Below are 25,522 nucleotides of genomic sequence, written 5' to 3' on the forward strand. Positions count from 1 at the left end.
ATCAGCGCTGAAGGTCCGCTGCGGAGCCGTACGGTGCGTAGCGGGTGCACGTACGGGTACACGCCCCGTTCGAAGTTCCCGGAAGAGCACGGAGGTCGTGTCGATGCGAGGCGAGTCGGACCGGATCGCAGACCCCTGGGGCGCCCGCACTCCATTCGGGTCCGGTCGGCCGTGGCCGGTGCGGGTCGACTCCTTCCTCCAGCCCGGTATCCCGGCCGACCTGGTCGAACGGTGGGTACAGACCGCGACGCTGCTGCACTCCAACGGCGACGCGATGGACATCGCCGTCGCCGACGGCCGGATCGTCGGCGTTCGCGGCCGGGCCGGTGACCGGGTCAACCGGGGCCGCCTCGGCCCCAAAGACCTCTTCGGCTGGCAGGCCAACGCCTCTCCGGACCGCCTGACCACGCCGCTCGTCCGGGACGGCGGCCAGCTGGTGGCCTGCGACTGGGACACCGCGATGACCCGGATCGTCACGGAGAGTGAGCGGTTGCTGCGCGACCGCGGGCCGGGCGCGATCGGGTTCTATACGTCGGGCCAGCTGTTCCTGGAGGAGTACTACACCCTCGCGGTGATCGCCCGCGCGGGCATCGGCACCAACCATCTGGACGGCAACACTCGGCTGTGCACGGCGACGGCCGCCGAAGCGCTGAAGGAGACCTTCGGCTGCGACGGCCAGCCCGCCTCGTACACCGACATCGACCACTGCGACACCCTCGCCCTGTTCGGCCACAACATGCCCGAGACCCAGCCCGTGCTGTGGATGCGCGTCCTCGACCGCCTCGAAGGCAGTGCGCCGCCGCGGCTGGTGTGCGTGGACCCGCGGCCGACGCAGGCCGCCCGCCGCGCCACCGTGCATCTCGCACCGCGCGCCGGTACCAACGTGGCACTGCTCAACGCCCTGCTGCACGAGATCATCCGCACCGACCGGATCGACCCCGACTACATCGACGCCCACACCGTCGGCTTCGACGAACTCGCCGCGCAGGTCGCGCACTGCACACCCGCCTGGGCGGCCGACGTCTGCGACGTGCCCGCCCGGAGGATCGAACATGCCGCCGAGGTCCTGGGCAGCGCCGAGTGTCTGCTGTCGACCGTGCTCCAGGGCGTCTACCAGTCGCACCAGGCCACCGCCGCCGCCGTCCAGGTCAACAACCTCCAGCTGATCCGCGGCATGATCGGCCGCCCGGGCTGCGGCGTCCTGCAGATGAACGGCCAGCCCACCGCGCAGAACACCCGCGAATGCGGCGCCAACGGCGACCTGCCGGGCTTCCGCAACTGGGAGAACGACGAGCACGTCACCGACCTTGCCGAGATCTGGAACGTCGACCCCTCCCGGATCCCGTACCACGGACCGCCGACACCGGCGATGCAGATCTTCCGCTACGCCGAGCAGGGCTCGATCCGGATGCTGTGGATCTCCGGCACCAACCCCGCCGTGTCCCTGCCCGACCTGCCCCGGATCCGTTCGATCCTCGGCCAGGAGCGGCTGTTCACCGTCGTGCAGGACCTCTACCTCACGGAGACCGCGCAGCTCGCCGACGTCGTTCTGCCTGCCGCGACCTGGGGAGAGAAGACCGGGACGTTCACCAACGCCGACCGGACCGTCCATCTCTCGGAGAAGGCCGTCGACCCGCCCGGCCAGGCGCGCCCGGACCTGGACATCTTCCTTGACTTCGCCCGACGGATGGGCTTCCGCGACAAGGACGACCGGCCGCTGATCGGCTGGCACGACCCCGAGTCGGCGTTCGAGGCGTGGAAGCACTGCTCGGCCGGGCGCCCGTGCGACTACACCGGCCTCACCTACGCGCGGCTACGCGGCCCCAGCGGCATCCAGTGGCCCTGCACCGAGCAGACGCCCGACGGAACCGAGCGGCTCTACACCGGCGGCATCACCTGGGCCGCCCCCGACGTCTGCGAGTCGTACGGCAGGGACCTGGTCACCGGCGCGGCCGTGTCCGAGACGGAGTACCGGGCGCTCAACCCGCAGGGGAAGGCCGTTCTGAAGGCCGCGGAGTACCTGCCTCCGCACGAGGACACCAGTGACGAGTTCCCGCTGCAGCTGAACACCGGCCGCACGCTGTACCACTTCCACACCCGCACCAAGACCGGCCGGGTGCCGCAGCTGAACGCGGCCGCCCCCGACGTGTGGGTCGAACTCTCACCGTCCGAAGCCGGCCGCCACGGCCTGGCCGAGGGCGACCTGGTCGAGGTCGCCAGCCCCCGAGGGTCGCTGCGCGGCAGGCTCAGGATCACCGGCATCCGCGACGGAATGGTGTTCGTGCCGTTCCACTACGGCTACTGGGACACCCCCGCAGGCAACCGGCCAGGCGACGGCGGGGGCCGGGCGGCGAACGAGACGACCATCACCGACTGGGACCCGGCGTCGAAGCAGCCGCTGTTCAAGACCGCCGCCGCCCGCGTCACCCTTATCGCGCGCGGCGACGGCGCGATCGCGCCGGCACCCACCACCACCGCCTCCGCGCCCGTCCACCCAGGATCGATCCCGCCCACCACCGGAGGACCCGGGGCCGCAGTCGTCCACACCACCAACGCCCCGGAAGGAGCGGGACCGTGACCGGCATCGCGATCACGCTCCGGGCCGTGTACGACGGCGAGCGCCGCCTGGAACACGGCCTGCTCGCCGCCGCCGAACGCCACCGGGCCGATCACGAGGTCCACCACGTCGCCGCCGACGTGGCCCGCTGGTCCCACGAACACGCCGAACGCCTCGCCCGCACCGCACCGCACTACGGCCTCGACCTGGCCCGGACCGCCGACATTGCGCGGGTCGGCCTGTGGGCGGCCGTGCGGGAGAAGACCGCCGACGCCCTCGGAGGACGACCCGACACCCGTCTGGCCCTGTTGCACGACCTGCGGGACCTCCACCTGGCCGCGACCGAGAACTCCCTCCACTGGGAAATGCTCGCCCAAGCCGCCCAGGCCACTCACGACGGCCGCCTCCTCGATCTGACCACCGCCTGCCACCCCCAGACCCTGCGGCAGATGCGCTGGACCAATACCATGATCAAAACCCTCGCACCGCAACTGCTCACCAGCATGTGAGCCCAACCCCGGACCCCGCCATGCCCACGCAATCACCCACACACCCAGCCGACGGGAAGCCGTCCGGCCCGCCACCGCGTTTTGCTGTCACCCTGCCCGGCACTCCCGGCCGCCACGCCCCGCCCGAGGTCGTCATCGTCCACGCCACCGGCGAGCGGGCCGCCGACAACGCACCCGTCTATGCCGACAGCCCCGGGACCTTCCGCGTCGCGATCATCGGGACCACTGCCCGGCTCCTGTCGGAGCCCGGCGGGCCGGGCCGTCACACCTGCCTGCACGCGACCCCGCTACCCTGAACCCCAGGGCCGGCGCCGAAAAAACTGTCGGCCTAGCTCAGGGGCCGCAGCTCGTCGCGGAGAAGTTGCAGGGCCGTGAGAAGGGCCGCGTGCTGGATGCCGTCACGATCGGTGCTGGCGGGAGCGGCCCGAACGGCCGTGGTCGTGCGGGGGCCGGCGACCGCGACGAACACCGTTCCGACCTCACAGCCGTCCTGCGGTGCCGGTCCGGCCACGCCGGTGGTGGCCACACCGTACGTGGCGCGCGCGAGCCGTCGGACACCCTCCGCCATGCGGGCGGCGACCTTCGGATGGACCGCTCCGACCCGCGCCAGCAGCTCGCCCTCCACGCCGAGCAGCTCCTCCTTCAGATCGGTCGCATAGGCAACGAGCCCGCCACGGAACGCGGCCGAGGCACCCGGGGCCTCGGCCAACCGCGCGCACAGCAGCCCGCCGGTCAGTGATTCCGCTGCGGCGACGGTGTGCCCGGCCGCGGTAAGCGCCGCGGTGATCTGGCGGACCAGCACTCCGGCCCGGTCCAGGCCGCTGGGGGACACCGAGTGTTCCTGGGCAAGTGCAACCATGGCCGATCACCTCCCTCGTGCGTCTGCCCCGCCCGGCTCACCCTGATTCCCCAGCCCGGCCCCTGTCGTGGCCGGCCGCATGCGCCTTCCGCACCCGGGTACATGCCCAGCATGGTGACCCTCGGCATCGAAGAGGAATACCTCCTGCTCGACCCCACCACCGGGCTCCCGGCGGCCCGCGCCGCCCAAGTTCGAGAGGCCGCCCGCCTCCAACCCGCCCTGGAGCGCGACGAGGTCCAGCGAGAACTACTCCAGGCACAGCTGGAGATCGCCACCCCCATCTGCCACGACCTGGAGGAAGCCGGAGGGCACCTCCTGCGGATGCGCCTGGCCCTCGGCGACGCCGCCCGGCAGGAAGGCTGCCGCCTCGCCGCGTGCGGCGCCGCGCCCTTCACCGACCGGCTGCCGGTCCCCGTCACCGACACCGCTCGCTACCGCGCCATGCACGCCGACACCCGGCTACTCACCGATCAGCAGCTGATCACGGGCATGCACGTCCACCTCGGCATCCCCGACCGCGGCGCGGGCGTCACCGTAATGAACGGACTGCGTCCATGGCTGCCTTTGCTGATCGCGCTCGCCGCGAACTCGCCGCTGTGGCAGAACACGGACACAGGGTTCGCGAGCTGGCGCACCATTGTCTTCGGCCGCTGGCCCGTGAGCGGGCCGCCGCCGCACTTCCCCGACGCCGGCGCCTACGACCGGCGTACCCGGGCCCTGGTGGACGGCGGGCTGATTCGCGATATCAAACAGGTCTACTGGCACATCCGCCTGTCCGAGCGCTTCCCCACCGTCGAGATTCGCGCCATGGACGTCCAGCTGCGTCCGGACGAAGCGGTGATGCTCGCCGGCGTCGTACGCGCTCTGGCCACCCGCGCTCTGAGTGACGCGGAGGCCCGGTGCGGCGTCCCACCTGTCGAGCAGGAGATGCTCGCGGCCGCCGTGTGGCACAGCGCCCGGCACGGCTGCACGAGCGCGGTGTTCGACCCCCGCTCCGGCAGGCTGTCCACAGTCGGTGATGCGGTGGGCGCGCTCCTGGACCGCATTGCCCCGGTGATCGAAAACAGTGCGGATGAACGGCACATCGTGCCTGTGCTGGAGCGCCTGCTGCGGGACGGCAACGGCGCCGTCCGCCAGTTGCGCCGGCTGCGTGCCGAGGGCCGCGACGGACTCGTGGCGATGATCACCGACCAGACCACCGGCGTGTGACCGGCCCGGTCTCAGTCCTCGACGGCGACGCGCACACTGTCCAGGTCGGGATCGGCCGCGTCCGGGACCACCATGCCCGCCCGCACTCCGCTGTGCAGGTATTCCAGCACGTCCCGGTTCAGGCGCTCGCCCGGCAGTGCGGCGGGAATCCCGGGCGGGTAGGGGGTCAGCATCTCCGCCGTGACCCGCCCCGCCGCCTCGCGCCAGGGCACTTGTTCGGTCGGGCCGAAGAACGCGTCGCGGGGCAGCATGGCCTGCTCCAGGCGCAGCTCATGGGGGCCGGGGATGTGGATCGGTGCGGCGGGGCGCAGCTCGGCGGCGCGGCGGGCGAGGTCGGTGAGGGCGTTCAGCAGTCGTGCAGTGCTCTGGTCGTCGTCGGCGTGGGTGAGCTGGGCGCTGATGCGGCGGTGGTCGCAGACGTGGAGGTTGAGGCGGTGGTGCGCTCGCAGCCAGTCCCCGGCGTCGTAGCCGCTCACGTGCAGGGCGGAGATGTCGACGATGACCTGCAACGGGTCGAGGTCGGCCGCGCGGCCGGGGCCACAGAAGTCCTCGCGGCCGTGGACGTGCATGCCGTCGATCCCGTCGATTGCGCGGCGGGTGCGGTGGGCGAGGTCGAGCGCGTGGTCGTAGAGCTGCGTGCCGTGCTGGACCATCTGGCGGCGCCAGCCGTCGAGGGCGGCATAGATCAGCACGGAGGGGCTCGTGGTACCGAGCAGGTCCCCGCGCTGTTTGAGGACCTTCGGGTCGACGAGGTCCCCCTGGAGGTGGAATACCGAACTCTGCTCGAGGCCGGAGCCCATCTTGTGGACGGAGGTGACGCACACGTCCGCGCCGGCGTCCATCGCCCATGTCGGCAGTTTGTCGTGGAACGGCAGGTGAGCCCCCCACGCCTCGTCCACGATCAGCGGCTTGCCGTACCGGTGGCAGACCTCGGCGATGGCCGCAAGGTCCGCGCCGGTCCCGTACGGCGTCGGGCTGGTCACCAACGCTCCCTTGGCGTCCGGATGCTCCTCGAACGCCTTCGCGAACGCCTCCGCCGAGGGCGGGTGCGCCAGATGCAGCTCCGAGTCCCAGGCCGGCTCGGCCCAGATCGGCCGGATGCCGGAGAGGATCAACCCGGACACGACCGCCTTGTGGGCGTCGCGCCCCACGATCAGCTGCTCGTGCGGGCCGGCGACCGCCAGCATCGCCGACTTCACCGACAAAGAACTCCCGCAGGTCGAGAAGAACGTGTGCTGCGCGCCCACCGCGTCCGCCATCAGCTCCTGTGCCCCCTGCAGGATGCCGTGGGAGGAGGTGCGGTCGTCCAGGCCCGACGTGGCCAGGACATCGGAGGCGAACACCGCCGCGCCCAGCACCTCGAGCACGCGAGGATCGGTGCCGCGTCCCTGTTTGTGCCCGGGCGGCGTGAACGGCAGCTGACCGTCCCGGTGATAGGCGGCGAGTGCTTCCAGTACCGGTGCCTTCTCGTGATCCATGGATCCCGCGTTCCCTGGCCGCCGCGAGGAGAAACGCCCTGCCCGGGGCATCACCCCGTAGGGCAGCTCATCCCCGTGGCCGGCGGCATTCGGCTCGGCGTGTCAGGGTGAGGACCGCGTCCTCGACTGGGCCGTGCGCGGCGACCGGCGCCTCGTCCGCGCCGAGTTCTGCGAGGGCCGGTGCGATGGTGACGTCCTCGTCGAAGAGTTCGATGAGGCGCGGGTTGACGTATTGAGGCACGGCAGACTGCGGGGGTGTTGCCCAGATAGTGGGCGACCTCGCGAATAGCCCTGGACTCAGCGCCCCTGCGCGCGGCCTGCGGGCCGCCGGCGATGGGGTGGGACACGGCGAGGCCCGCCGCGGCGAGGACGGTGGCGTCCCAGGTGCGGAAGTCCTTGGCGGTGAGGTCGGTTCCGCTGGCCTCGTGCAGGTACGCGTTGAGGTCCCTTCCGTGGATCTCGTGCCACTGCCAGCTCTGGCGATGAACCAGCAGCCGGTCGCCCGGATGGCGCCGGTATCCCGGGCTGCGAGGGTCACTGGTTCTCAGGCGTATCGGCCCGTGTTCCGTTCTGGGGTGGGCCGCATCGGCCCGGCGGGGGCCGGTGGGTGCGGTGCCGAGGCGCGCTCAGGGCTCGGTGCGCGGGCGAGGTTCCGCGAACCGCGCGCCTGCCCGGTCCCCGAGGGCGGTGACCCATGCCGGCAGGCTGGACTGCTCCGCCGCGCGGGCGCCCTGGACATCGTGGCGTGGCCGGCCACCGGCGGCGGGCAGGGTCCGAGAGACCAGGCCGAGCAGCCGCGCGGTGGTGGCGGGCGCGAGCCCCTGCAACCGGACGCCGACCTTGGCCGCCGGGGTGAGGACCAGTTCGGGGCGGCGACGCCCGGCCGCCCGGACGATCGCGCGGGCGGCGCGTTCGGCGTCCATCGAGAGCAGCGGCATGGAGGCTGCGGCGGCGAACCAGGAGTACTCGGATCCGGGGCGACCGTGGAAGCGTGCGGCGGTGTGCGATCCGGTGCGCATCAGCCCCGGCAGGACGGTGGTCACGCTCACTCCCGTTCCCGCCAGTTCCGCCCGCAGGCCCTGAGAGAACCCGGCGGCGGCGAACTTGGCGGCCACGTAGGGCAGCAGGTGAGGGGCGGGGATCCGGCCGCCGACCGAGGAGACCGTCACGACGGTGGCGGCGCCGCTGGCCCGCAGGTCGGGCAGCGCGGCGAGGGTGAGGCGCAGTGGCGCGAAGTACATGGTCTCCATGGCCTGGCGGAAGTCCTCCTCGCGCAGGGCCTCCAGGGGGCCGACCTGGATGATTCCGGCGTTGTTGACGAGAATGTCGAGTGGGCCGAATCGGTCGTGCACCGCGTCCAGGAGTCTGCCGGGGGCGTGGGGGTCGGTGAGGTCGCAGGCGAGGGAGGCGGTTTCGGCGCCGTCGGCTCGCAGATGCTGTTCGGCCCGGCCGAGCGCGTCGGCGTCTCGGGCGCAGAGCATCACGCGGGCGCCGCGGCGGGCCAGTTCCCGGGCGATGAGCAGGCCGAGCCCGCGGGAGGAGCCGGTGACCAGGGCGGTGCGGCCCGCGAAGCGGTGGGGTCGTGCGGTCATGGTGGACTCCCGGGGGTTCGGGGGCTCTCGTCGGCAGTGCGCAGTGCGCAGTGCGCATGCGGGGCTCAGGGCTTGAAGAGCACCTTCACCGCGCCGTCCTGCTTCTTCTGGAACATCTCGTACGCCGCGGGGGCCTCGTCGAGCGGGACGTGGTGGGTGGCGAAGGTGTCGACGCCGAGCGGGTCGTCGTCGGTGAGCAGGGGCAGGAGGTCGCCGACCCAGCGGTGCACGTTGGCTTGGCCCATGCGGAGTTGGATCTGCTTGTCGAACATGGTGAGCAGGGGCAGCGGGTCGGTCTGGCCGCCGTAGACGCCCGAGAGGGAGATGATGCCGCCGCGGCGCACGATGTCGATGGCCAGGTAGAGGGCGTGGAGGCGGTCGATGCCGACGTGTTCCATCATCTTGGCGGCCAGGGCGCTCGGCAGCAGGTTGGTGGCCTGGGCGGCGAGTTTCGCTGCGGGCGAGCCGTGGGCTTCCATGCCGACAGCGTCGATGACCGCGTCCGGGCCGCGGCCGTCGGTGAGGTCACGGATGACGTCGGAGAGGTCCTTGCCGTGCTCGTGGAGGTCCAGGACGTGCACGCCCCGGCGCCTGGCTCGGGTGAGGCGTTCGCCGACGAGGTCGACGCCGATCACTTGACCGGCGCCGCGGTGCAGGGCGATCCGGCAGCTCATGTCGCCGATCGGCCCCAGGCCCAGGACGACGAGGCTGCCGCCTGCGGGCACATCCGCGTACTCGACGGCCTGCCACGCGGTGGGCAGCACGTCGGAGAGGAAGACGAAGCGGTCGTCCTCGGGGCCGTGGTCCACCTTGATCGGTAGGTTGTTCCCGAACGGGACGCGCAACAGCTCGGCCTGGCCGCCGGGGACTTGCCCGTAGAGCTTGGTGTAGCCGAACAGTGCGGCGCCGCTGCCGTACTCCCGCACCTGGGTGGTCTCGCACTGCGAGTGCAGGCCCTGCCCGCAGGTGTGGCAGGTCCCGCAGGACACGTTGAACGGGATCACCACCCGGTCGCCCGCCGCCACGGCGGTGACCTCGGGCCCGACCTCCTGGACGATGCCCATGGGCTCGTGGCCGAGGATGTCACCGACGTCGAGGAACGGACCGAGGACCTCGTAGAGGTGGAGGTCCGAGCCGCACAGGCCGCTGGTGGTCACCTTGATGATCACATCGGTCGGATCCTTGATCGCCGGATCGGGAACGGTATCGACACGGACATCCCGCCGGCCGTGCCAGGTCAGGGCCTTCATCGTCACTCCTCACGGGGTCGTACCAACACTCGCTCTTCCGCGTCTGTCCACTTACCTGCCGCGAAAACGGGCACCCCCACGCAGGCCTGTTGCTTGGGCCGAAGCCATCGCTTCGGCCCGGCAACAAGCCCGAACCCCCGCGGCCATGAGGACGGGAGGTTCAGTTCGCCGTTGCCGGGAAGCGTTCCCAGACCCGGTGGGTGCCGAGCTGTTCCACCAGGGCCGAGACGGCCTGCGCGGCGTCGGTGGCGGTGAACACGCCGGGGGCCTGCGGATCGAGCCCCGCCGCCGCCCACAGGCCGCGGGCGCCCGCGAGGCCGGCGAGCGGCTTGGCGTGCCGGTAGGCCTCGTTGACGAGGAGGACGGCACGAAAGTCGAGGGCGGGCCGGCCGCCGAGCGACGGCGCTGACCTGGCCTCGCGGGCACCGTGGTGGTCGGCGCCGCGCGCGGACGCGTCCGGCGATCACGTGCTCGCGCTCGACGGGGCTCAGGTTCAGCCAGAACTGGCGCGGCTGGCTGAAGTGGTCGGCGAACGAGGCGGGCCTTTCGCGGACCGTGGCTGTGGCCGCGATCGGGACGGGGTGTTCGATGTAGGCGTGTTCCCCGGTGCCGGCGAAGGACGGGCAACCGCCGTCCAGCGAGTTCGGCTTGTAGCGGGCGACGCCGCTGTGCACGTCGCCGTGGGAGCGCAACAGGAAGGCGGTCTGCACCCACCGCTCCGCCGCGTCCGTCGCCGTGCCGGGCGTGAGGAAGGAGCGGACCCGGGGGACCGGGGTTCGCTCCTTCCGTATGGGGTGCAGGTGCCGCAGGGGTCCGCGATGCGGTCGCTCCTGATCTCCGTGCTCACCTCCGCGATGGATCACGGCCGCAACCGCACCCGGCACTCCACCGGCCACACACGGGGACGGCGCGGTCTATGGCTGCCCGTGCTGCTGCGGCGGCGAGGAGGGAGAAGGGCTCGGTCGGTGGGGCGGCGCCGGCGGCCCCTCCTCGCCGAAGCCGATCGGGGTGCGGCGGTGACGTCGTCGATGACGCCGAGCACCGCCACCACCGGGGTCGGGTGTGCCACGGCACCCCGTAGAGCAACATCCCGTTCCCGACCGGGTCATGCCGCTCACTCTCCGTGCCCGTCTTCTTCGGCGACGAGACGATCCAGGTCCTGCTTCAGGGCGGACGCCCGGACGCGCTCGGCGAGGTCGGCGTCGACGATGTCGAGGAACACCTGGTCGAAGGCCGGGCACGCTTCTCGCAGCTGGCGCTTGATGCGCACGCACACCTCCTCCACCTCCTCGCTGTCCAGGCCCTCCCGCAGGTCCACGCGGGCCGCCAGCAGGGCGGAGTCGGCGCCGAGCCGCATCGTCAGGACCGTCGTCACCGTGTCGATCTCGTCCTGTTCGGCCAGCAGCGCGCGGGCCCGCTGCTGCAGGCGGGGGTCCACGGCCTGTCCGACGAGCAGGCCGCGGGCCTCGTGACCCAGCCGGAACGCCACCCCGATGAGGAGGACGCCGATGGCCAGTGCGGCCGCAGCCTCCCACATCCGGGAGCCCGTGAGCTGGTGAGCAGCCACGCCGCCGGCCGCCAGCAGCACCCCGAACACCGCGGTGGAGTCCTCGGCGAGCACCGTCCGGACGGTCGGATCACCGCTCTGCCTGATCTGCTGCCAGAGCCGACGGCCCTGCGCACGGGCCTGGAGGTGCAGTTGGAAGAGCACCCGGGTGAGAGAGGCGCCCTCCATGACCAGCGCGAGGGCCAGGACCAGGTAGACGGCCAGGTATCTCTCGGGCTCGGCTGACGGCGTCAGCCAGGCGTGCAGGCCCTGGTAGAAGGAGAAGCAGCCGCCGGTCACGAAGATCCCGACCGCGGCCAGCAGCGACCAGAAGAACCTCTCCTTGCCGTAGCCGAACGGGTGCCGGGTGTCCGGGCGGCGCCGGCTGCGGCTCAGCGAGGCGAGGAGGAACACCTCGTTGAGGCTGTCGGCGACCGAATGCGCGGCCTCGGCCAGCAGCGCGGGAGACGACGCCACCGTCCCGGCCACCGCCTTGGCCACGGCGATCACGACGTTCGCCAGCAGCGCCACCAGGACCGTGCCCCGGGTCGCACGGTCCTGGTGGGCACGGCCAGCCCGTGTATTGCCGGAGGTGCCGTCTGTGTTCATGCCCATCACTTCGTGGAAGGCCGCCGTGCCAGCGGCGAGGGGATCAGTGCTCCAGCCCGGCCCGGACCAGTGCGGCGGCCAGGCGCGGCAGGTCATCCGGTGCCACCAGTTCGGCCAGGTGCTCGGCGATGGCGGGCAGAGCCAGCGAGCGGGCGGTGCTCAGGGCGCGCCCGTCGAAGAACGGTCGCAGCTCGGGCCACAGGCCCTGCGCCTCGCGGCAGAAGATGGCGGCACCGACCGGGCCGATCCGTGGGACCTCCTGGAGCAGCTCGCGCAGTCGCCCGGGACTGCCGTCCGCTTCCTGCCGCAGGCGGCGCAGGTCGCCGTTCCAGCGCTCGAGGAGGAGTTCGGCGCCTTTGAGGAGGGCGGTGGCGGTGCTCTCGTCGTAGCGGCGGTAGTGGGCCCGGCCGAGGGCGTCGACGATGGTCTGCCAGTCGGTGTCGGCCATGGTGCGGGCGGTGCGCAGGCGGGCTCGGAACAGTTCGCGGGCGGCGTCGGTGGCGATGTCGGCCTTGATCCTGGCGGAGCACAGGACGGCCAGCACCAGCAGTTGGTAGAGCGGCGACGGCTTGTCGCGCAGCGTGATGCCGGCCTCGTCGGCGTAGGTGCGGCCGTGTTCGTCCAGGAGCTGGGAGATCTGCTCTGCGGTGTTCATCAGGGGGACCCGCCTGTTCGGTCCGATTCGGCTGCGGGTGCGTCCGAGGGCCGGACAAGGGCGGCGAGCCGCCTGCGCGCGGGTGTGGGGAGCGGCTGTGTCGCAGGGTGTTCTGCCATGGGTTCTGGTCGAGGCGCTCGGCGACGGTCTTCAGGGTCCAGCGCCTGGCGTCGACGCCGCGATCCTCCAGTTCGTCCCAGGTCAGCGGCGTGGCGACCGGGGCGCCTGGCAGGGCGCGTACGGCGTAGGGGGCCACCGCGGTCTGCGCGTAGGCGTTGCGCTGGACGTCGAGGTAGAGCTGTCCGTTGCGGTCCTGTTTGCGGGGGGCCGTGGTGAGCCGGTCGGGGTGCCGGGCGGCGAGGAGGCCGGCGACGTCGTGGGCGAAGGCGCGGACGTCGTGGAAGGGAGCGTGACGGTCCAGCGGCACGAGGACGTGCAGCCCGCGGGATCCGGTGGTCATCACCGCCGACGGCAGTCCCAGCTCGTCCAGCAGGCCGTGCAGGTGCCGGGCGGCGTCGCGCACGGACTCGAAGTCGTCGCCACGGGAGCGCCCCCGGCCGCCGGCCGGGGAAGGGTCGAGGTCGAACACCAGGCGGTCCGGGTGATCCGGCCGGTCCGTCCTGGAGAGCCAGCGATGCGGGGTGATGCACCCCTGGTCGGCGAGGTAGACCAGGGTCGGCGCGTCGTCGCACACGGCGTAGGTGACGGTGCCGCCCTCCTTGGGGAGTTCGGCCCGGTGGATCCAGTGGGGGAAGTAGTCGGGGACGTCCTTCTGCATGAAGGTGCCGCCGTCGATCCCGTCCGGGTGGCGCTCCATCATCAGTGGCCGGCCGCGCAGGTGCGGCAGCATGTGCCGGGCGGCGGTGCGGTAGTAGCGCGCCAGGTCGGCCTTGGTGATGGCGTCGTCGGGGAAGAACACCTTGTCGGGGCGGCTCAGTTGCACGGTGTGCCGGCCGGCCCGGAGCTCCGCTGTCGCGGTGGGGTTCATCGGGTGCCTCCGAGGGGTTGTTCGCGGACCACCGTGGTGGCGGGCTTGTCGTCGCGCAGCCCCAGGTAGCGGGGGTGGCGCAGCAGGCCGGCGCGGGTCCACTCGGTGAAGCCGATCTGCGCGACGAGTTCCGGGCGGACCCAGTGGAGGGCGCGCTCGCGGATCTCGTCGGTGAACGGTCGGCGGTCCTGCCGGCGGGTGTCGAGGCGTCGGCGAAGGTCCAGGAGGGTGCGGGTGTGGTAGCCGGTGCCGACCTTGCCCGCGTAGCGCAGATCGCCGTCCTGGTAGTAGCCGACCAGGAGCGCACCGAACCCGACCCGGGTGCCGGCGGGCTCGGTGAAGCCGCCGATGACGAGTTCCTGGCCGAAGCTGCACTTGAGCTTGAGCCAGTCTCCGGAGCGCCGGTGGAGGTAGGCGGAGTTGGCCCGTTTGGCGATCAGGCCCTCCCAGTCGCGGGCGCACCCGTGGTCGAGCAGGTCCTGGTCCCATGTGTTGCGGTGCGGGGTGAAGCGCAGCGGGTTGTCGAAGTCGAGGGCGTCGCGGAGCGGGGCCTTGCGGGTGCGCAGCGGCAGGGCGGTCGTGTCGCGCCCGTCCAGGCGCAGGAGGTCGAAGAGGTAGTAGAGGACGGGGACGCCGCTGGCAAGGGCGGCGTCGGGGTCGGTCAGGCCGCTGCGTTGCTGCAGCAGCGAGAAGTCGGTTCGTCCGTGGTGGAGGGCGACGATCTCACCGTCCACGGCGAAGTCCCGGCAGTGCTGGGTGCCGAGGGCGTCGACGAGTTCCGGGTTGGTGGCGGTGCGGAGTTGGCCTCCTCGGGAGAGCAGGCGGACCCGGTCGCCGTCGCGGGCGGCCAGGGCGCGTACGCCGTCCAGCTTCCGTTCGAACAGCCAGGCGTCGTAGAAGGAGCGGCGGTCGGAGAGCACGGCCGGCATGGGCCGCTGGGCCTCGCCGTCCTCGCGGCGCGGGGCCGGACGAAGGCGGCTGAGCTGGTCGGCGGGCAGCCGGTCGAGCAGCGAGGTCATCACGGATCCCCTGGTGCGGCGTCGGCGGCGACCTGCTTGAGCGTGCGGCCGGTGTGCGCGGAGCGGGCGCGCGTGGGCTCCGGTGTGCCGCGGGCCGAGGCGTGCCGGTCGTCGTGCTTGACCAGCAGCCAGGCCTCGCGGCGGTCGGACCGGTCGGTACGGATACGGGTGAGGGCGTAGCCGCCGTGCAGTTTTCTGCCGTCCAGCCAGAACGACGCGTGGCCGTTGTCGAGCGCCGTCGCGAACGGGATCTCCCTGCCGCTGCGGTCGGTGGCGAGATTTCGGTAGGTGCCCTCGTCCCAGACGATCACACTCCCGGCGCCGTACTCGCCCCCGGCGATGGCACCCTCGAAGTCCGCGTACTCGAGCGGGTGGTCCTCGGTGGGCATGGCGAGCCGCTTGTCGTGCGGGTCGCTGGAGGGCCCCTTGGGGACTGCCCATGACTTCAGCACCCCGTCGACCTCAAGCCGGAAGTCGAAGTGGAGGGTGCTCGCGTCGTGGATCTGCACCACGAAGACGGGGCGCCCACTGGTCCTGTCGGTGTCGGAGCCCCGGGGCTCTCTCGTCCTCGCGAAGTCGCGTCGTCGCTGGTACTCGGCCAGAGCGTCCTTGCCGGCCATCGTCGGCTCCTCCTCTCGGGCACGCCGTACACCGGGCGGCGACCAGCCGCCGACCGCTGGACCGAACGCGTCATGTGACCGGTTCGGGGCGGCCGGGCCCGGGCAGAGGGCCCGGCTTAGGCCGCGGCTCCGGTCCTGGAACGGGTGACGGCTGGGGATCGGGCTCGGGCTGTGGCGGAGCCGGCGGCACGGGATCGGGTCCGCCCGGTCCGGGCAGCGGCCCGGGTAGCGGGCCGGGGCCCGGCCCTGGCCCCGGTGCGGGCGTGGGGTTCGGTGGGACCGGATCGTTGGGAGGTGTGCTCACGGCACCCCCTGGGAGGTTACGGCTCCCGGGGTGGGCTGCGCGGTCGTGCTCGCCCACTCCTGCGGAGCCTGGGTCAGCTGTTGGGCTCGGCCGCGCTGATATCCGCGAGCGCCGAGCGGCGGTCCCGTTCGAGGGCGAGGTCACCCAGGGAGACGATGCCCACCGGGCGCTCGTCCTCGGTGACGGGCAGGCGGCGCAGCGCGTGGTCGCGCATCAGGTCGACAGCTCGCGCGACATCGTCATCGGGTCCCACGCGAACGAGGTCGTCGCTGCAGACCTCGTGCACGGTCGTCTGGCCCGGGTCCTTGCCCTCGGCCATGGCGCGGACCAGGAGGTCGCGGTCGGTGACGAGGCCGCGGAGCCGACCGTCATCGACCACCAGGACGTCTCCGATGTCGGCGTCACGCATCCGGCGGGCGGCCTCGGTCAGTGAGGTCAGCGGGCCGACGGCGACCGGGTTCGTGGTCATGATCTCTCGGATTCGCTGTGCCATGGTGCTACCTCCCTCGGTTCGAGAGGCGATCGGTCCTGTTCGCGGCTGTCCGGCCTCGGCCGGTCCCACCGCTGGTCATAGAGGGCGTGAGTGCCCCGGGGCGGCTTGGTCGGAGGCGGTTCACCAGGCGGTTCACCATCTGTACCAGCGACCGCTCCCGTGGAAGACGAAGCCGAGCACCCAGAGCACCAGCACGACGAGAGCGACCCACCAGAGCACATGAACGGCGAATCCGGCACCGCCCAGAATCAGCGCCAGCAGCAGAACGGTGATCAACGCACCCATGAGTATCAACCTCCGCAGCCGCGTGTGCCCCAGGCGCATTCAGCTACACCCCGTCCCGGGGAAAAGAGGCTCGGCGGAGAACTCAGGAACGACAGGGAAACGGGGCACGGGTCCGTGCCTAGTGCCAGCCGCTTCGCGGCGCGCGCCCGAACGTCGACCGCCCGGTGGCACGGCTGACCGGGCAGACCACCGGCCACGACGCCCACGAGGAAGCCCAGCTCCTCCCCGCAGGTGCGTGCGGCGAAAGCCCTCCCGGAGCTGCAGCACCTGGGATACCGGCTCCGGGATCCGAAGGAACTGACCGTCGGCCTTCCCCGGACCGAGGCTCTGTCGGCGCAGCCGGTAGATCCGCTGCCGCCACCGGAGCGCGGCTTGGTGCGGCGATTGCGGGAGTTCTTCGCCCCCACACCGGCAGCAGGCCCTGACGACACCCAGGAGTGGATGGCCAGTCCGTGCGGGGGAGCACCGCTGCCCACGCATGTCGGTCGGTGTGGTCGCCGGCCGCTAAGTCTTGGCGAAGACGGTGACCAGCGCGGCGCCGAACGCATCCAGGTCGTCCGGCTTGCGGCTGGTCACGAGCACGTTGGGTCCGGCGGTACAGACCTGGACCTGCTCGTCGACCCATCGGGCGCCGGCGTTGACCAGGTCGGTGCGCAGGCTGGGCCACGAGGTGAGCGTGCGCCCATGGACCGTATCGGCCTCGATCAGCGTCCACGGGGCGTGGCAGATGGCGGCGACGGGCTTCCCGGCGTCGAAGAAGGATCTGGCGAAGCCCACTGCGGCGGAGTCGAGCCGCAGCGCGTCCGGGTTGGCGACGCCGCCCGGAAGCACCAGGGCGTCGTACTCGTCGGCCGAGACGTCGGCGACGACGTCGTCCACCTCGAAGGTGTCGCCGCGGTCCAGGTGGTGGAACGCCTGGATCCTGCCGCTCTTCGTGGACACCAGGCGCGCTGTGCCACCGGCCTCGGCGACCGCTTGCCAGGGCTGGGTCAGTTCCACCTGTTCCACGCCTTCGGGCGCGGCGAGGAACGCGACGGTCTTTCCCTGCAACGTGGCCATGAGCAGCGGTCCTTCCGGCATGTGTCGTGTCTGGGCGCCGATGGCCCGGGGACACCGGTTGACAGCGTCAGTGCGCTGCGGTGAGCAGATTCAAGGCTTCCACACACCCCCGTTTCCTGCCCGCTCGATCACCCGCGTCCACCCACGGCCCGTCGCACGTACGAACACCTCTCCACTGGTCGGGAGGCCAAGGCCTGCCGACTTCGAGACCCGAGACCGTCCGGCATGGGCGCGGCCATCCCGCCACATGGGGCGCCCACACGGGTGCGTCCGGCACGCCTTCCGGCCGGACGTGCCGGACCCGGTGACACTGCCCGAAGCTTCGAGCGCCCGCCGTGCCGATGCTGCGAAGGCCGGTTTCATCGCGGCACCAGCGGTTAGCCGCGCTCATAGGCCCACCCCGGCGCCCCCACGGTGCCGGGACCGCGCAGTGGAGGAGTTGGGTGATGAAGGTTTCCGATTACGTGCTGGAGCGGCTGCGCGCGTGGGGGGTGGAGTACGTCTTCGCCTTCCCCGGGGACGGGATCAACGGGCTGCTCGCCGCCTGGGGCCGCGCCGAGAACACGCCTCGGTTCGTGCAGGCGCGGCACGAGGAGATGGCCGCGTTCGAGGCCGTCGGGTACGCGAAGTTCTCCGGGCGCACCGGGGTGTGCGCGGCCACGTCGGGCCCTGGCGCGATCCACCTGCTGAACGGGCTCTACGACGCCAAGCTCGACCACGTGCCGGTGGTCGCGATCGTCGGCCAGACCGACCGCAGTGCGATGGGTGGCTCCTACCAGCAGGAGGTCGACCTGCTCAGCCTGTTCAAGGACGTGGCCTCGGAGTTCTGCGAGATGGTCACCGTCCCCGCCCAGCTGCCCAACGTCCTGGACCGCGCGATGCGCATCGCGGCCACCCGGCGCACGGTCACCGCTGTGATCATCCCGGCGGATGTGCAGGAACTCGACTACGAGCCCCCGGCGCACGCGTTCAAGCAGATCCCGTCCAGCCTCGGTGTCCCCCGCTACGCCCCGGTCCCGGCCGACCAGGATCTCGCGAAGGCCGCGGAGATCCTCAACGCGGGCGAGAAGGTGGCGATGCTGATCGGGCAGGGCGCCCGCTCGGCCCGGCCCGAGGTGGAACAGGTCGCTGACCGGCTCGGCGCCGGCGTTGCGAAGGCGTTGCTCGGCAAAGACGCGCTTCCCGACACCCTGCCGTACGTGACCGGATCGATCGGCCTGCTCGGCACCCGCCCGTCCTACGAGATGATGCGGGACTGCGACACGCTCCTCGTGATCGGATCCAGCTTCCCCTACACCCAGTTCCTGCCCGAGTTCGACCAGGCACGGGCGGTGCAGATCGACATCGACCCGTCCATGGTCGGACTGCGCTACCCGTTCGAGGTCAACCTCGTCGGCGACGCCGGCGAGACCCTTCGCCGGCTGATCCCGCTGCTGGAGCCCAAGGCGGACGGCACCTGGCGCAAAACAGTGGAGGACAACGCGGCGCGCTGGTGGGAGGTCATGCAGCGCCGCGCCGAGGTGTCCGCGGACCCGGTCAACCCCGAACTCGTCGTCCACGCCCTGGACGCGCTACTGCCCGACAACGCGATCCTCGCCGCGGACTCCGGCTCCGCGGCGAACTGGTACGCCCGCCATCTGCGGATGCGCGGTGACATGCGCGGCTCTCTGTCGGGCACGCTGGCGACCATGGGGCCGGGCGTGCCGTACGTGATCGGCGCGAAGTTCGCGCACCCCGACAGGCCGGCGATCGCGATCGTCGGTGACGGCGCCATGCAGATGAACGGCCTCGCGGAGCTGATCACCGCTGCGAAGTACTACCGGGAGTGGGCCGACCCGCGCATGGTCGTCGCCGTGCTGAACAACCACGACCTGAACCAGGTCACCTGGGAGATGCGCGCGATGCAGGGCGCCCCGCAGTTCGAACCCTCGCAGAGCCTGCCCGACGTCCGCTACGCCGACATCGCCAGGACATTCGGCCTTGCCGGGGTGAGGGTGGAGCGGCCCGAGGACGTGGAGTCGGCGTGGCGTCAGGCGCTGGCGGCGGACCGCCCGTTCGTCATCGACTTCCGCACCGATCCGGCGGTGCCGCCGATTCCGCCGCACGCCAGCTGGGACCAGATCAAGGCCGCGGCGCTCTCCGTCCTCAAGGGCGACAGCGACCGGTCATCGGTGGTCCAGCAGGGCGTCAAGGCGAAGATCCAGGAGTTCCTGCCCGGCAACGGACGGAGCTGACCGATGTCCGGCAGCCAGAAGGTCGATCTCGCCGCACTGGAACACGCGCTTCGCGCGGAGGTGGACGGCGAGGTCCGCTTCGACGCGGGCAGCCGCGGGGCGTACGCGACCGACGGCTCCAACTACCGGCAGATCCCGATCGGCGTGGTCGTACCCCGCACGGTGGAGGCCGGTGCCGCCGCGGTGGCTGTGTGCGCCCGCTTCGGCGCGCCGGTGCTCTCGCGCGGGGGCGGTACCAGCCTCGGGGGGCAGTGCACCAACGAGGCGGTGGTCATCGACTGGACCAAGTACTGCAACCGCCTGCTCTCGGTGGACCCCGAGGCGCGGACCTGTGTGGTCGAGCCGGGCATCGTGCTGGACGAACTCAACCGGCAACTCGCGCCGCACGGCCTGAAGTTCGGGCCCAAGCCGTCCACGCACAGCCACTGTGCGCTGGGCGGCATGATCGGCAACAACAGCTGCGGGGCCTCCGCCCAGGCCTACGGCAAGACCGTCGACAACGTCCACCGCCTGGAAGTGCTCACGTACGAGGGAACCCGATTCTGGGCCGGCCCGACGGACCGGGCGCAGTTCGAGCGGATCATGACCGAAGGCGGCGGGCGCGCCCGGCTGTACCAGGGCCTGAAGGACCTCGCCGACCGCCATCTGGCCGAGATCCGCACGGGCTACCCGAAGATCCCGCGTCGGGTCTCGGGCTACAACCTGGACTCCTTGCTGCCGGAGAACGGCTTCGACCTCGCTCGGGCCTTGGTGGGCAGCGAGGGCACCCTGGTGACCGTCCTGCGGGCCGAGCTCGAGCTGGTCGACGTGCCGGCCGCCGAGGCACTGCTGGTCCTGGGCTTTGACGACATCTACCAGGCCGCCGACGCCGTCCCGGACCTTCTCGAGCACAGCCGCCCCACCCAGTTGGAGGCCATCGATGGACGCATGGCGCAGCTCATGCGCGAGGAGCACGCCTACCTGGACTCGCTGGACAGCCTGCCCGAGGGCGACAGTTGGCTGCTGGTCCAGTTCACCGGCGACACGAAACAGGAGGCGGACGCGCAGGCGTACGAGCTGCTGCAGGCGCTGGACCGCGAGGAGGACGACCCACGGGTGGCGCTCTCCGACGATCCGGCGCGCGAACAGGAGATGCTCAGGGCCCGCGAGGCGGGACTCGGCGTCACCGCCCGGCCGCCGGACGGCTCCGAGACATGGGAGGGCTGGGAGGACTCCGCGGTCGCGCCGGAGAAACTGGGCGACTACCTGCGCGACCTCGAGCGGCTCTTCGACCGCTACGGCTACCAGCAGGCCTCCCTGTACGGGCACTTCGGGCAGGGCTGCGTGCACACCCGGATCCCGTTCGAACTGCGCGAAGGCAAGGGCATCGAGGACTTCCGCGCCTTCCTGTTCGACGCCGCCGACCTGGTCGCCTCCTACGGCGGGTCGCTGTCGGGCGAGCACGGTGACGGGCAGGCCCGCGGCGAGCTGCTGCCCCGCATGTTCACGCCCGCCCTGATCGAGGCGATGGGCGAAGTGAAGGCGCTGTTCGACCCGGGCAACCGGATGAACCCCGGCAAGGTCGTCCACCCCCACCGCGTGGATACCAACCTGCGCCTCGGCGCCACCTGGCGGCCCGAGCCATTGGAGACGCACTTCGCGTATTCCGAGGACGGCAACGACTTCGGCCGGGCGGTGCTGCGCTGCGTCGGGATCGGCAACTGCCGCACCCACCAGGGCGGCGTGATGTGCCCCTCCTACCGCGCCACCGGAGAGGAGGAGCACTCCACCCGCGGCCGGGCACGCCTGCTGTTCGAAATGCTCGGCGGCCACGACGACTCCCCGGTCACCGGCAGCTGGCGCTCCACCGAAGTCCGCGACGCCCTCGACCTGTGCCTGGCCTGCAAGGGCTGCAAGTCCGACTGCCCGGTCGGCGTCGACATGGCCACCTACAAGGCCGAGTTCCTCGCCCACCACTACGAGGGCCGGCTGCGCCCGGCCGCCCACTACGCCATGGGCTGGCTCCCGCTGTGGGCACGGCTGGCCCGTGTCGCACCGGGCCTGGCCAACGCCGCCCTGCACGCCCCTGGTCTCGGGTGGCTGGGTAAGCGGTTGGCGGGGATCGACCCGCGCCGCGCCGCGCCCCTGTTCGCCGCCGAGTCGTTCCAGGAGTCCTGGCACCGACCCGGCAGGCATGAGCCCGATCCGGCTGATCCGCGCACCGTACTGCTGTGGCCGGACACCTTCACCAACCACTTCCACCCCCACATCGCCGAGGCCGCGGTCCGCGTGCTGGAGGACGCCGGGTTCCGGGTAGCGGTGCCGGACGGGCCGGTGTGTTGCGGCCTGACGTGGATCTCCACGGGCCAACTCGTCACCGCCCGAACAGTCCTGAAGCGCACCACGACAGTGCTGCGGCCGTGGCTGGAGGCCGGGACGCCGATCATCGGTCTCGAACCCTCCTGCACCGCGGTCTTCCGCACCGACGCCCCCGACCTGCTCGCCGGGGACCAGGACATCACCCGCCTCGCGGCGCAGATGCGGACCTTCGCCGAACACCTCGTCAACCACGCGCCCGACGGCTGGCAACCCCAGCGGATCAGCCGGGCCGCGACCGTGCAGACCCACTGCCACCAGCACGCCGTCCTTGGCACCGACCCGGACCGCGAACTGATGCGCCGCGCGGGCCTGGATGCGAACGTGCTCGACGAGGGTTGCTGCGGCCTGGCCGGCAACTTCGGCTTCGAGCAAGGCCATTACGACCTGTCCCGAACCATCGCCGAGCAGGGCGTCCTGCCCGCCGTCCGCGACACCGCGCCCAGCGCCTTCGTCCTGGCAGACGGCTTCAGCTGCCGCACCCAGATCGACCAAGCCGACACCGGCCGCCAGGCGCTGCACCTGGCCGAGGCCCTCGCCCTGGCCATGGACGGACCACCGCCCAGCGACCACCCCGAGAAGGCGGTCCCGCGCCCCGGGCCGCGCACCGCCGCGGCCCGGCTGCTGACGGCAGGCGTGGCGGGAACCGTGACCGGCCTGGCGGCGGGCGCTGTCCTCGCCGCCCGACACCGTGCCAGGAGGAGGTAATTACCGTGGATTCCCTGCACGAGCGGCTCCACCGCGGGACCCGGGCCGCCAGCGTCAACGGCGACCGCCGCCGACGCCCACCGATATCCCGGCCCGAAGGCGCCTGCGGCCCCGCCGAACGGGGGCAGGACCTGTGCCGCGACGCTTCGCGCGAAGCACTCCGCGAGCCGGTCGGCTTCCGGCTCCGCACCGGCCCCGGGCCCGGCCTCGCCCAGCGATTCGCTGACGCAGCGTCATGACCGCTGCCACCGCCCCGATCGTCGAGGAACTGAAGGTGCAGGTCCTCGACTTCCCCACCGACGCCCCGGAGGCCGACGGCACACTCGCCTGGGACTCCACCACCATGGTCCTGGTCCACGCGCGCTGCGGCAGTACCACCGGCGTGGGCTGGACCTACGGCGCACCCGCCACCGCCCACGTGATCACCGGACAGCTCCGGGACACGGTTGTCGGTCGCCCGGCGTTCGACGTCCCGGCCGCGAACGAGGCGATGAGCCGCGCGGTGCGCAATGCCGGCCGGCCCGGCGTGGTCGCCGGCGCGATCTCGGCCGTCGACATCGCCCTGTGGGACCTCAAGGGCCGCTTGCTCGACCTCCCGCTCATCGACCTGCTCGGCGCCGCCCGGGGCGAGGTCCCCGTGTACGGAAGCGGCGGCTTCACGACCTACACCGAGCGGCAACTCGCCGAGCAGCTCGAAGGCTGGGCGGAACAGGGCTTTACCCACTTCAAGATCAAGATCGGTGAGAGCTGGGGCACCGAGGAGCGGCGCGATCTGGAGCGCACCGAGCAGGCCCGCCGCGTGGTCGGCGACGACGCCGAGCTGTACGTCGACGCGAACGGCGCCTACACCCGCAAGCAGGCCGTCCGCGTCGGACGGACCCTGGCCGGTGTGGGTGTGAGCTGGTTCGAGGAGCCAGTCTCCTCCGACGACCTCACCGGCCTCGCCCTCGTCCGCGACGCCGTCACCGCCGACGTCGCGGCCGGCGAGTACGGCTATGACCTGCCCTACTTCGCCCGCATGGCCCCGGCCGTCGACTGCCTGCAGGCAGACGCCACCCGCTGCGGCGGCATCACGGTCTGGCTGCGCGCCGCCGCCCTCGCGCAGGCGCACGGTCTCCAGCTGTCCGGGCACTGCGCCCCGCACATCCACGCCCACGCGGCCGCCGCGATCCCCAACCTGCGCCACCTGGAGTGGTTCCACGACCACGTCCGGATCGAGAATCTCCTGTTCGAGGGAACCCTCAGCCCGGTCGGCGGATCCGTGCGCCCGGGCCGGAGCGGGGAGCCCGGCCTCGGCCTGACGATCCGGTCCGAGGTGGCGGAGCACGTTCGTGTCCACGCCTGAGGAGGCCGGCCCACCCGCGACAGCGACCGCCGGGCGCCATCCCGCCCGCGGACGGGTGGCCCCGCATCGAGGAGATGAGACGTTGACCGGCTTCACCGATGACCCGCCCGCCCCACACGCTCTGCGCGACTACGCCCTGCTCGCGGACGGCGAGCGCGGCGCCCTGGTAGGACCGCGCGGCGACATCGTGTGGATGTGCGCACCCACCTGGGACAGCGACGCCGTCTTCTCCGCCCTCATCGGCGGCCCCGGCTGGTACTCCGTCACCCCCACCGAACCGTTCGTCTGGGGCGGCTACTACGAGAGCGGCAGCCTCATCTGGCGCAGCCGCTGGATCACCACCAGCGGCATCATCGAGTGCCGCGAAGCCCTCGCCCACCCCGGCGACCCGCACCGGGCGGTGGTGCTGCGCCGGATCCTGGCCGTCGACGGTGACGCCCACCTCGATGTGGACCTGCGACCGGCAGCAGGCTTCGGCGCCCACCGGCTGTGCCAGGTGCGTCAGGACGGCCAGGGACGGTGGACGGCCCGGGCCGGGGAGCTGTACCTGCGCTGGAGCGGCGTACCGGACGCACGCAGCAGCGACGCGGGGCTGCGCACCACCGTGCGGCTGGAATCCGGGGCCGGCCACGACCTGGTCCTGGAGATCTCCGACCGCCCGCTGCCGCGACCGGAGCCGGCCGATGTGCTGTGGCGGGGCACCGAGGCGGCCTGGGAGAGGCGTGTGACCGACCTCGCGGGAACGATCGAGCAGCGCGACGCCCGGCATGCCTACGCGGTCCTGGCCGGCCTGACCGGCCCCGGCGGCGGCACGGTGGCCGCGGCCACCACGAGCCTGCCGGAGCGGGCCGAGCAGGGCCGCAACTACGACTACCGCTACGTGTGGATCCGCGACCAGGCCTACATCGGCCAAGCCGTCGCCGCCGCCGGACCGCACCAGCTGCTGAACGACTCCGCATGCTTCGTCACCGCCCGCCTGCTCGAACACGGCCCGGCGCTCGCTCCCGCCTACACCGCCACCGGTGCGCCAGTGCCCGACCGGCGCACCCTCGACCTGCCCGGCTACCCCGGCGGCTTCGACGTGGTCGGCAACCACGTCAACCGCCAGTTCCAGCTGGACGTGTTCGGGGAGAGCCTGCTGCTCCTTGCGGCAGCCGCCCACCACGACCGCCTCGACGCGGACGGCTGGCAGGCCGCGCTCACCGCCGCCGACGTGATCGCCACCCGGCACCGCGAGCCGGACGCCGGGATCTGGGAACTGCACGACGACCGCTGGGCACACAGCCGCCTCACCTGTGCCGCCGGCCTGCGCGCGATCGCCGCCGCAGCCCCTCGCACCGACACTGGGCGCGCCGGCGGCTGGGAGGCGCTGGCGGACGCGATCGTCGCCGAAACCTCCGCCGACTGCCTGCACCCCACAGGCCGGTGGCAGCGCTCCCCGGACCAGGCGGGGGTGGACGCGGCCCTGTTGCTGCCCGCCATCCGCGGCGCCCTTCCCGCAGAGGATCCCCGCACCACCGCCACCCTGCACGCGGTGCGCGCCGACCTCGCCCAGGACCACTACGTCTACCGGTTCCGCCATGACCAGCGGCCCCTCGAAGACGCCGAAGGGGCTTTCCTGCTGTGCGGGTTCGTGATGGCCCTGGCCGAGCACCAGCAGCACAACGAGGTGGAGGCGGTGCGCTGGTTCGAACGCAACCGCGCCGCCTGCGGGCCGCCCGGCCTGTACGCGGAGGAGTTCGACGTCGCCCAGCGCCAGCTGCGCGGCAACCTGCCCCAGGCCTTCGTCCACGCCCTGATGCTCGAAGCCGCCGCCCGTCTGGCGCGGCCTGGCCAGTCCTGAACCGC

The 25,522-nt window shown here is 72.0% G+C and carries 20 protein-coding genes and 2 pseudogenes; 8 read left to right on the plus strand and 14 right to left on the minus strand.

Features of this window, described 5'->3' with window-relative positions:
* Window positions 1-103: 103 nt before the first annotated feature.
* The 3 genes from ACWGJO_RS01140 to ACWGJO_RS01150 are packed head-to-tail and all read left to right on the plus strand — an operon-like array spanning window position 104 to window position 3,362.
* Window positions 104-2,578 (plus strand): molybdopterin oxidoreductase family protein, encoded by a 2,475-nt coding sequence (locus ACWGJO_RS01140; RefSeq protein WP_452181553.1) that lies wholly within the window; start codon window positions 104-106, stop codon window positions 2,576-2,578.
* A complete protein-coding gene (locus ACWGJO_RS01145) occupies window positions 2,575-3,066 on the plus strand; it encodes a hypothetical protein (protein WP_452181554.1) in 492 nt (163 codons plus the stop codon). The genes ACWGJO_RS01140 and ACWGJO_RS01145 overlap by 4 nt, the downstream gene beginning before the upstream one ends.
* Window positions 3,067-3,086: 20 nt before the next feature.
* Entirely contained in the window at window positions 3,087-3,362 is a 276-nt protein-coding gene (locus ACWGJO_RS01150) for a DUF6296 family protein (RefSeq protein WP_452181555.1), read from the plus strand.
* A 32-nt stretch (window positions 3,363-3,394) separates the two neighbouring features.
* On the opposite strand, the gene ACWGJO_RS01155 is transcribed toward ACWGJO_RS01150, so the two are convergent.
* The gene (locus tag ACWGJO_RS01155) at window positions 3,395-3,925 is read right to left on the minus strand and encodes a CinA family protein (RefSeq protein WP_452181556.1); all 531 of its coding nucleotides are present in this window, start codon (window positions 3,923-3,925) and stop codon (window positions 3,395-3,397) included.
* A gap of 111 nt (window positions 3,926-4,036) precedes the next feature.
* Here ACWGJO_RS01155 and ACWGJO_RS01160 point away from each other — a divergent pair, with 111 nt between their 5' ends.
* Complete coding sequence (locus ACWGJO_RS01160; RefSeq protein ID WP_452181557.1) at window positions 4,037-5,134, plus strand: carboxylate-amine ligase; 1,098 nt, start codon at window positions 4,037-4,039, stop codon at window positions 5,132-5,134.
* An 11-nt stretch (window positions 5,135-5,145) separates the two neighbouring features.
* Here ACWGJO_RS01160 and ACWGJO_RS01165 read toward each other — a convergent pair whose 3' ends face one another.
* From ACWGJO_RS01165 to ACWGJO_RS01225, 13 genes and pseudogenes are all read right to left on the minus strand, one after another.
* Window positions 5,146-6,612: an aminotransferase class I/II-fold pyridoxal phosphate-dependent enzyme gene (locus tag ACWGJO_RS01165; RefSeq protein WP_452181558.1), complete on the minus strand. Its 1,467-nt coding sequence runs from the start codon at window positions 6,610-6,612 to the stop codon at window positions 5,146-5,148.
* A 50-nt stretch (window positions 6,613-6,662) separates the two neighbouring features.
* Entirely contained in the window at window positions 6,663-7,166 is a 504-nt protein-coding gene (locus tag ACWGJO_RS01170; RefSeq protein WP_452181629.1) for a hypothetical protein, read from the minus strand.
* Window positions 7,167-7,238: 72 nt separating this feature from the next.
* Window positions 7,239-8,204 (minus strand): SDR family NAD(P)-dependent oxidoreductase, encoded by a 966-nt coding sequence (locus ACWGJO_RS01175; RefSeq protein ID WP_452181559.1) that lies wholly within the window; start codon window positions 8,202-8,204, stop codon window positions 7,239-7,241.
* 65 nt (window positions 8,205-8,269) lie between these two features.
* The gene (locus ACWGJO_RS01180) at window positions 8,270-9,454 is read right to left on the minus strand and encodes an alcohol dehydrogenase catalytic domain-containing protein (RefSeq protein ID WP_452181560.1); all 1,185 of its coding nucleotides are present in this window, start codon (window positions 9,452-9,454) and stop codon (window positions 8,270-8,272) included.
* 160 nt (window positions 9,455-9,614) lie between these two features.
* Window positions 9,615-9,818, minus strand: a pseudogene (locus ACWGJO_RS01185) (hypothetical protein); the annotation flags it as partial.
* Window positions 9,819-10,568: 750 nt separating this feature from the next.
* On the minus strand, window positions 10,569-11,615 hold the full coding sequence (locus tag ACWGJO_RS01190) for a cation diffusion facilitator family transporter (protein WP_452181561.1): 1,047 nt from the start codon (window positions 11,613-11,615) through the stop codon (window positions 10,569-10,571).
* Window positions 11,616-11,652: 37 nt separating this feature from the next.
* Window positions 11,653-12,264, minus strand: a complete 612-nt coding sequence (locus tag ACWGJO_RS01195; protein WP_452181562.1) for an endonuclease — start codon at window positions 12,262-12,264, stop codon at window positions 11,653-11,655.
* Window positions 12,264-13,252 (minus strand): annotated as a pseudogene (gene ligD, locus ACWGJO_RS01200) (non-homologous end-joining DNA ligase). The gene ACWGJO_RS01195 and the pseudogene ligD (ACWGJO_RS01200) overlap by 1 nt, the downstream one beginning before the upstream one ends.
* Entirely contained in the window at window positions 13,249-14,271 is a 1,023-nt protein-coding gene (gene ligD, locus ACWGJO_RS01205; RefSeq protein WP_452181563.1) for a non-homologous end-joining DNA ligase, read from the minus strand. Before ligD (ACWGJO_RS01205) ends, ligD (ACWGJO_RS01200) begins: the two are co-directional and overlap by 4 nt.
* The gene (locus ACWGJO_RS01210) at window positions 14,271-14,891 is read right to left on the minus strand and encodes a DNA polymerase ligase N-terminal domain-containing protein (protein WP_452181564.1); all 621 of its coding nucleotides are present in this window, start codon (window positions 14,889-14,891) and stop codon (window positions 14,271-14,273) included. Before ACWGJO_RS01210 ends, ligD (ACWGJO_RS01205) begins: the two co-directional genes overlap by 1 nt.
* A 377-nt stretch (window positions 14,892-15,268) precedes the next feature.
* Entirely contained in the window at window positions 15,269-15,688 is a 420-nt protein-coding gene (locus ACWGJO_RS01215; protein WP_452181565.1) for a CBS domain-containing protein, read from the minus strand.
* A 132-nt stretch (window positions 15,689-15,820) separates the two neighbouring features.
* On the minus strand, window positions 15,821-15,973 hold the full coding sequence (locus ACWGJO_RS01220) for a hydrophobic protein (protein WP_452181566.1): 153 nt from the start codon (window positions 15,971-15,973) through the stop codon (window positions 15,821-15,823).
* Between the two features lie 504 nt (window positions 15,974-16,477).
* Window positions 16,478-17,032, minus strand: coding sequence for a type 1 glutamine amidotransferase domain-containing protein (locus tag ACWGJO_RS01225; RefSeq protein ID WP_452181567.1), 555 nt, complete (start codon window positions 17,030-17,032; stop codon window positions 16,478-16,480).
* Between the two features lie 446 nt (window positions 17,033-17,478).
* Here ACWGJO_RS01225 and ACWGJO_RS01230 point away from each other — a divergent pair, with 446 nt between their 5' ends.
* The 4 genes from ACWGJO_RS01230 to ACWGJO_RS01245 all read left to right on the plus strand — a co-directional run bounded on the left by ACWGJO_RS01230 (window position 17,479) and on the right by ACWGJO_RS01245 (window position 25,517).
* A complete protein-coding gene (locus tag ACWGJO_RS01230; protein ID WP_452181568.1) occupies window positions 17,479-19,266 on the plus strand; it encodes a thiamine pyrophosphate-requiring protein in 1,788 nt (595 codons plus the stop codon).
* A gap of 3 nt (window positions 19,267-19,269) precedes the next feature.
* The gene (locus ACWGJO_RS01235) at window positions 19,270-22,329 is read left to right on the plus strand and encodes an FAD-binding and (Fe-S)-binding domain-containing protein (protein WP_452181569.1); all 3,060 of its coding nucleotides are present in this window, start codon (window positions 19,270-19,272) and stop codon (window positions 22,327-22,329) included.
* A 235-nt stretch (window positions 22,330-22,564) separates the two neighbouring features.
* Window positions 22,565-23,674, plus strand: a complete 1,110-nt coding sequence (locus ACWGJO_RS01240; RefSeq protein ID WP_452181570.1) for an enolase C-terminal domain-like protein — start codon at window positions 22,565-22,567, stop codon at window positions 23,672-23,674.
* Window positions 23,675-23,756: 82 nt separating this feature from the next.
* Window positions 23,757-25,517, plus strand: coding sequence for a glycoside hydrolase family 15 protein (locus ACWGJO_RS01245; RefSeq protein ID WP_452181571.1), 1,761 nt, complete (start codon window positions 23,757-23,759; stop codon window positions 25,515-25,517).
* Window positions 25,518-25,522: the final 5 nt, after the last annotated feature.

It is taken from the genome of Kitasatospora sp. NPDC054795, from assembly GCF_053611565.1.

Excerpts from the sequence above, each read along its gene's own strand:
- ACWGJO_RS01175 (WP_452181559.1), bottom strand. The coding sequence starts at position 8,204 with ATGACCGCACGACCCCACCGCTTCGCGGGCCGCACCGCCCTGGTCACC.
- ACWGJO_RS01215 (WP_452181565.1), bottom strand. The coding sequence starts at position 15,688 with ATGGCACAGCGAATCCGAGAGATCATGACCACGAACCCGGTCGCCGTC.
- ACWGJO_RS01140 (WP_452181553.1), top strand. The coding sequence starts at position 104 with ATGCGAGGCGAGTCGGACCGGATCGCAGACCCCTGGGGCGCCCGCACT.
- ACWGJO_RS01235 (WP_452181569.1), top strand. The coding sequence starts at position 19,270 with ATGTCCGGCAGCCAGAAGGTCGATCTCGCCGCACTGGAACACGCGCTT.
- ACWGJO_RS01180 (WP_452181560.1), bottom strand. The coding sequence starts at position 9,454 with ATGAAGGCCCTGACCTGGCACGGCCGGCGGGATGTCCGTGTCGATACC.
- ACWGJO_RS01165 (WP_452181558.1), bottom strand. The coding sequence starts at position 6,612 with ATGGATCACGAGAAGGCACCGGTACTGGAAGCACTCGCCGCCTATCAC.
- ligD (WP_452181563.1), bottom strand. The coding sequence starts at position 14,271 with ATGACCTCGCTGCTCGACCGGCTGCCCGCCGACCAGCTCAGCCGCCTT.
- ACWGJO_RS01190 (WP_452181561.1), bottom strand. The coding sequence starts at position 11,615 with ATGGGCATGAACACAGACGGCACCTCCGGCAATACACGGGCTGGCCGT.
- ACWGJO_RS01195 (WP_452181562.1), bottom strand. The coding sequence starts at position 12,264 with ATGAACACCGCAGAGCAGATCTCCCAGCTCCTGGACGAACACGGCCGC.
- ACWGJO_RS01225 (WP_452181567.1), bottom strand. The coding sequence starts at position 17,032 with ATGGCCACGTTGCAGGGAAAGACCGTCGCGTTCCTCGCCGCGCCCGAA.
- ACWGJO_RS01155 (WP_452181556.1), bottom strand. The coding sequence starts at position 3,925 with ATGGTTGCACTTGCCCAGGAACACTCGGTGTCCCCCAGCGGCCTGGAC.
- ACWGJO_RS01220 (WP_452181566.1), bottom strand. The coding sequence starts at position 15,973 with ATGGGTGCGTTGATCACCGTTCTGCTGCTGGCGCTGATTCTGGGCGGT.
- ACWGJO_RS01230 (WP_452181568.1), top strand. The coding sequence starts at position 17,479 with ATGAAGGTTTCCGATTACGTGCTGGAGCGGCTGCGCGCGTGGGGGGTG.
- ACWGJO_RS01240 (WP_452181570.1), top strand. The coding sequence starts at position 22,565 with ATGACCGCTGCCACCGCCCCGATCGTCGAGGAACTGAAGGTGCAGGTC.
- ACWGJO_RS01160 (WP_452181557.1), top strand. The coding sequence starts at position 4,037 with ATGGTGACCCTCGGCATCGAAGAGGAATACCTCCTGCTCGACCCCACC.
- ACWGJO_RS01150 (WP_452181555.1), top strand. The coding sequence starts at position 3,087 with ATGCCCACGCAATCACCCACACACCCAGCCGACGGGAAGCCGTCCGGC.
- ACWGJO_RS01210 (WP_452181564.1), bottom strand. The coding sequence starts at position 14,891 with ATGGCCGGCAAGGACGCTCTGGCCGAGTACCAGCGACGACGCGACTTC.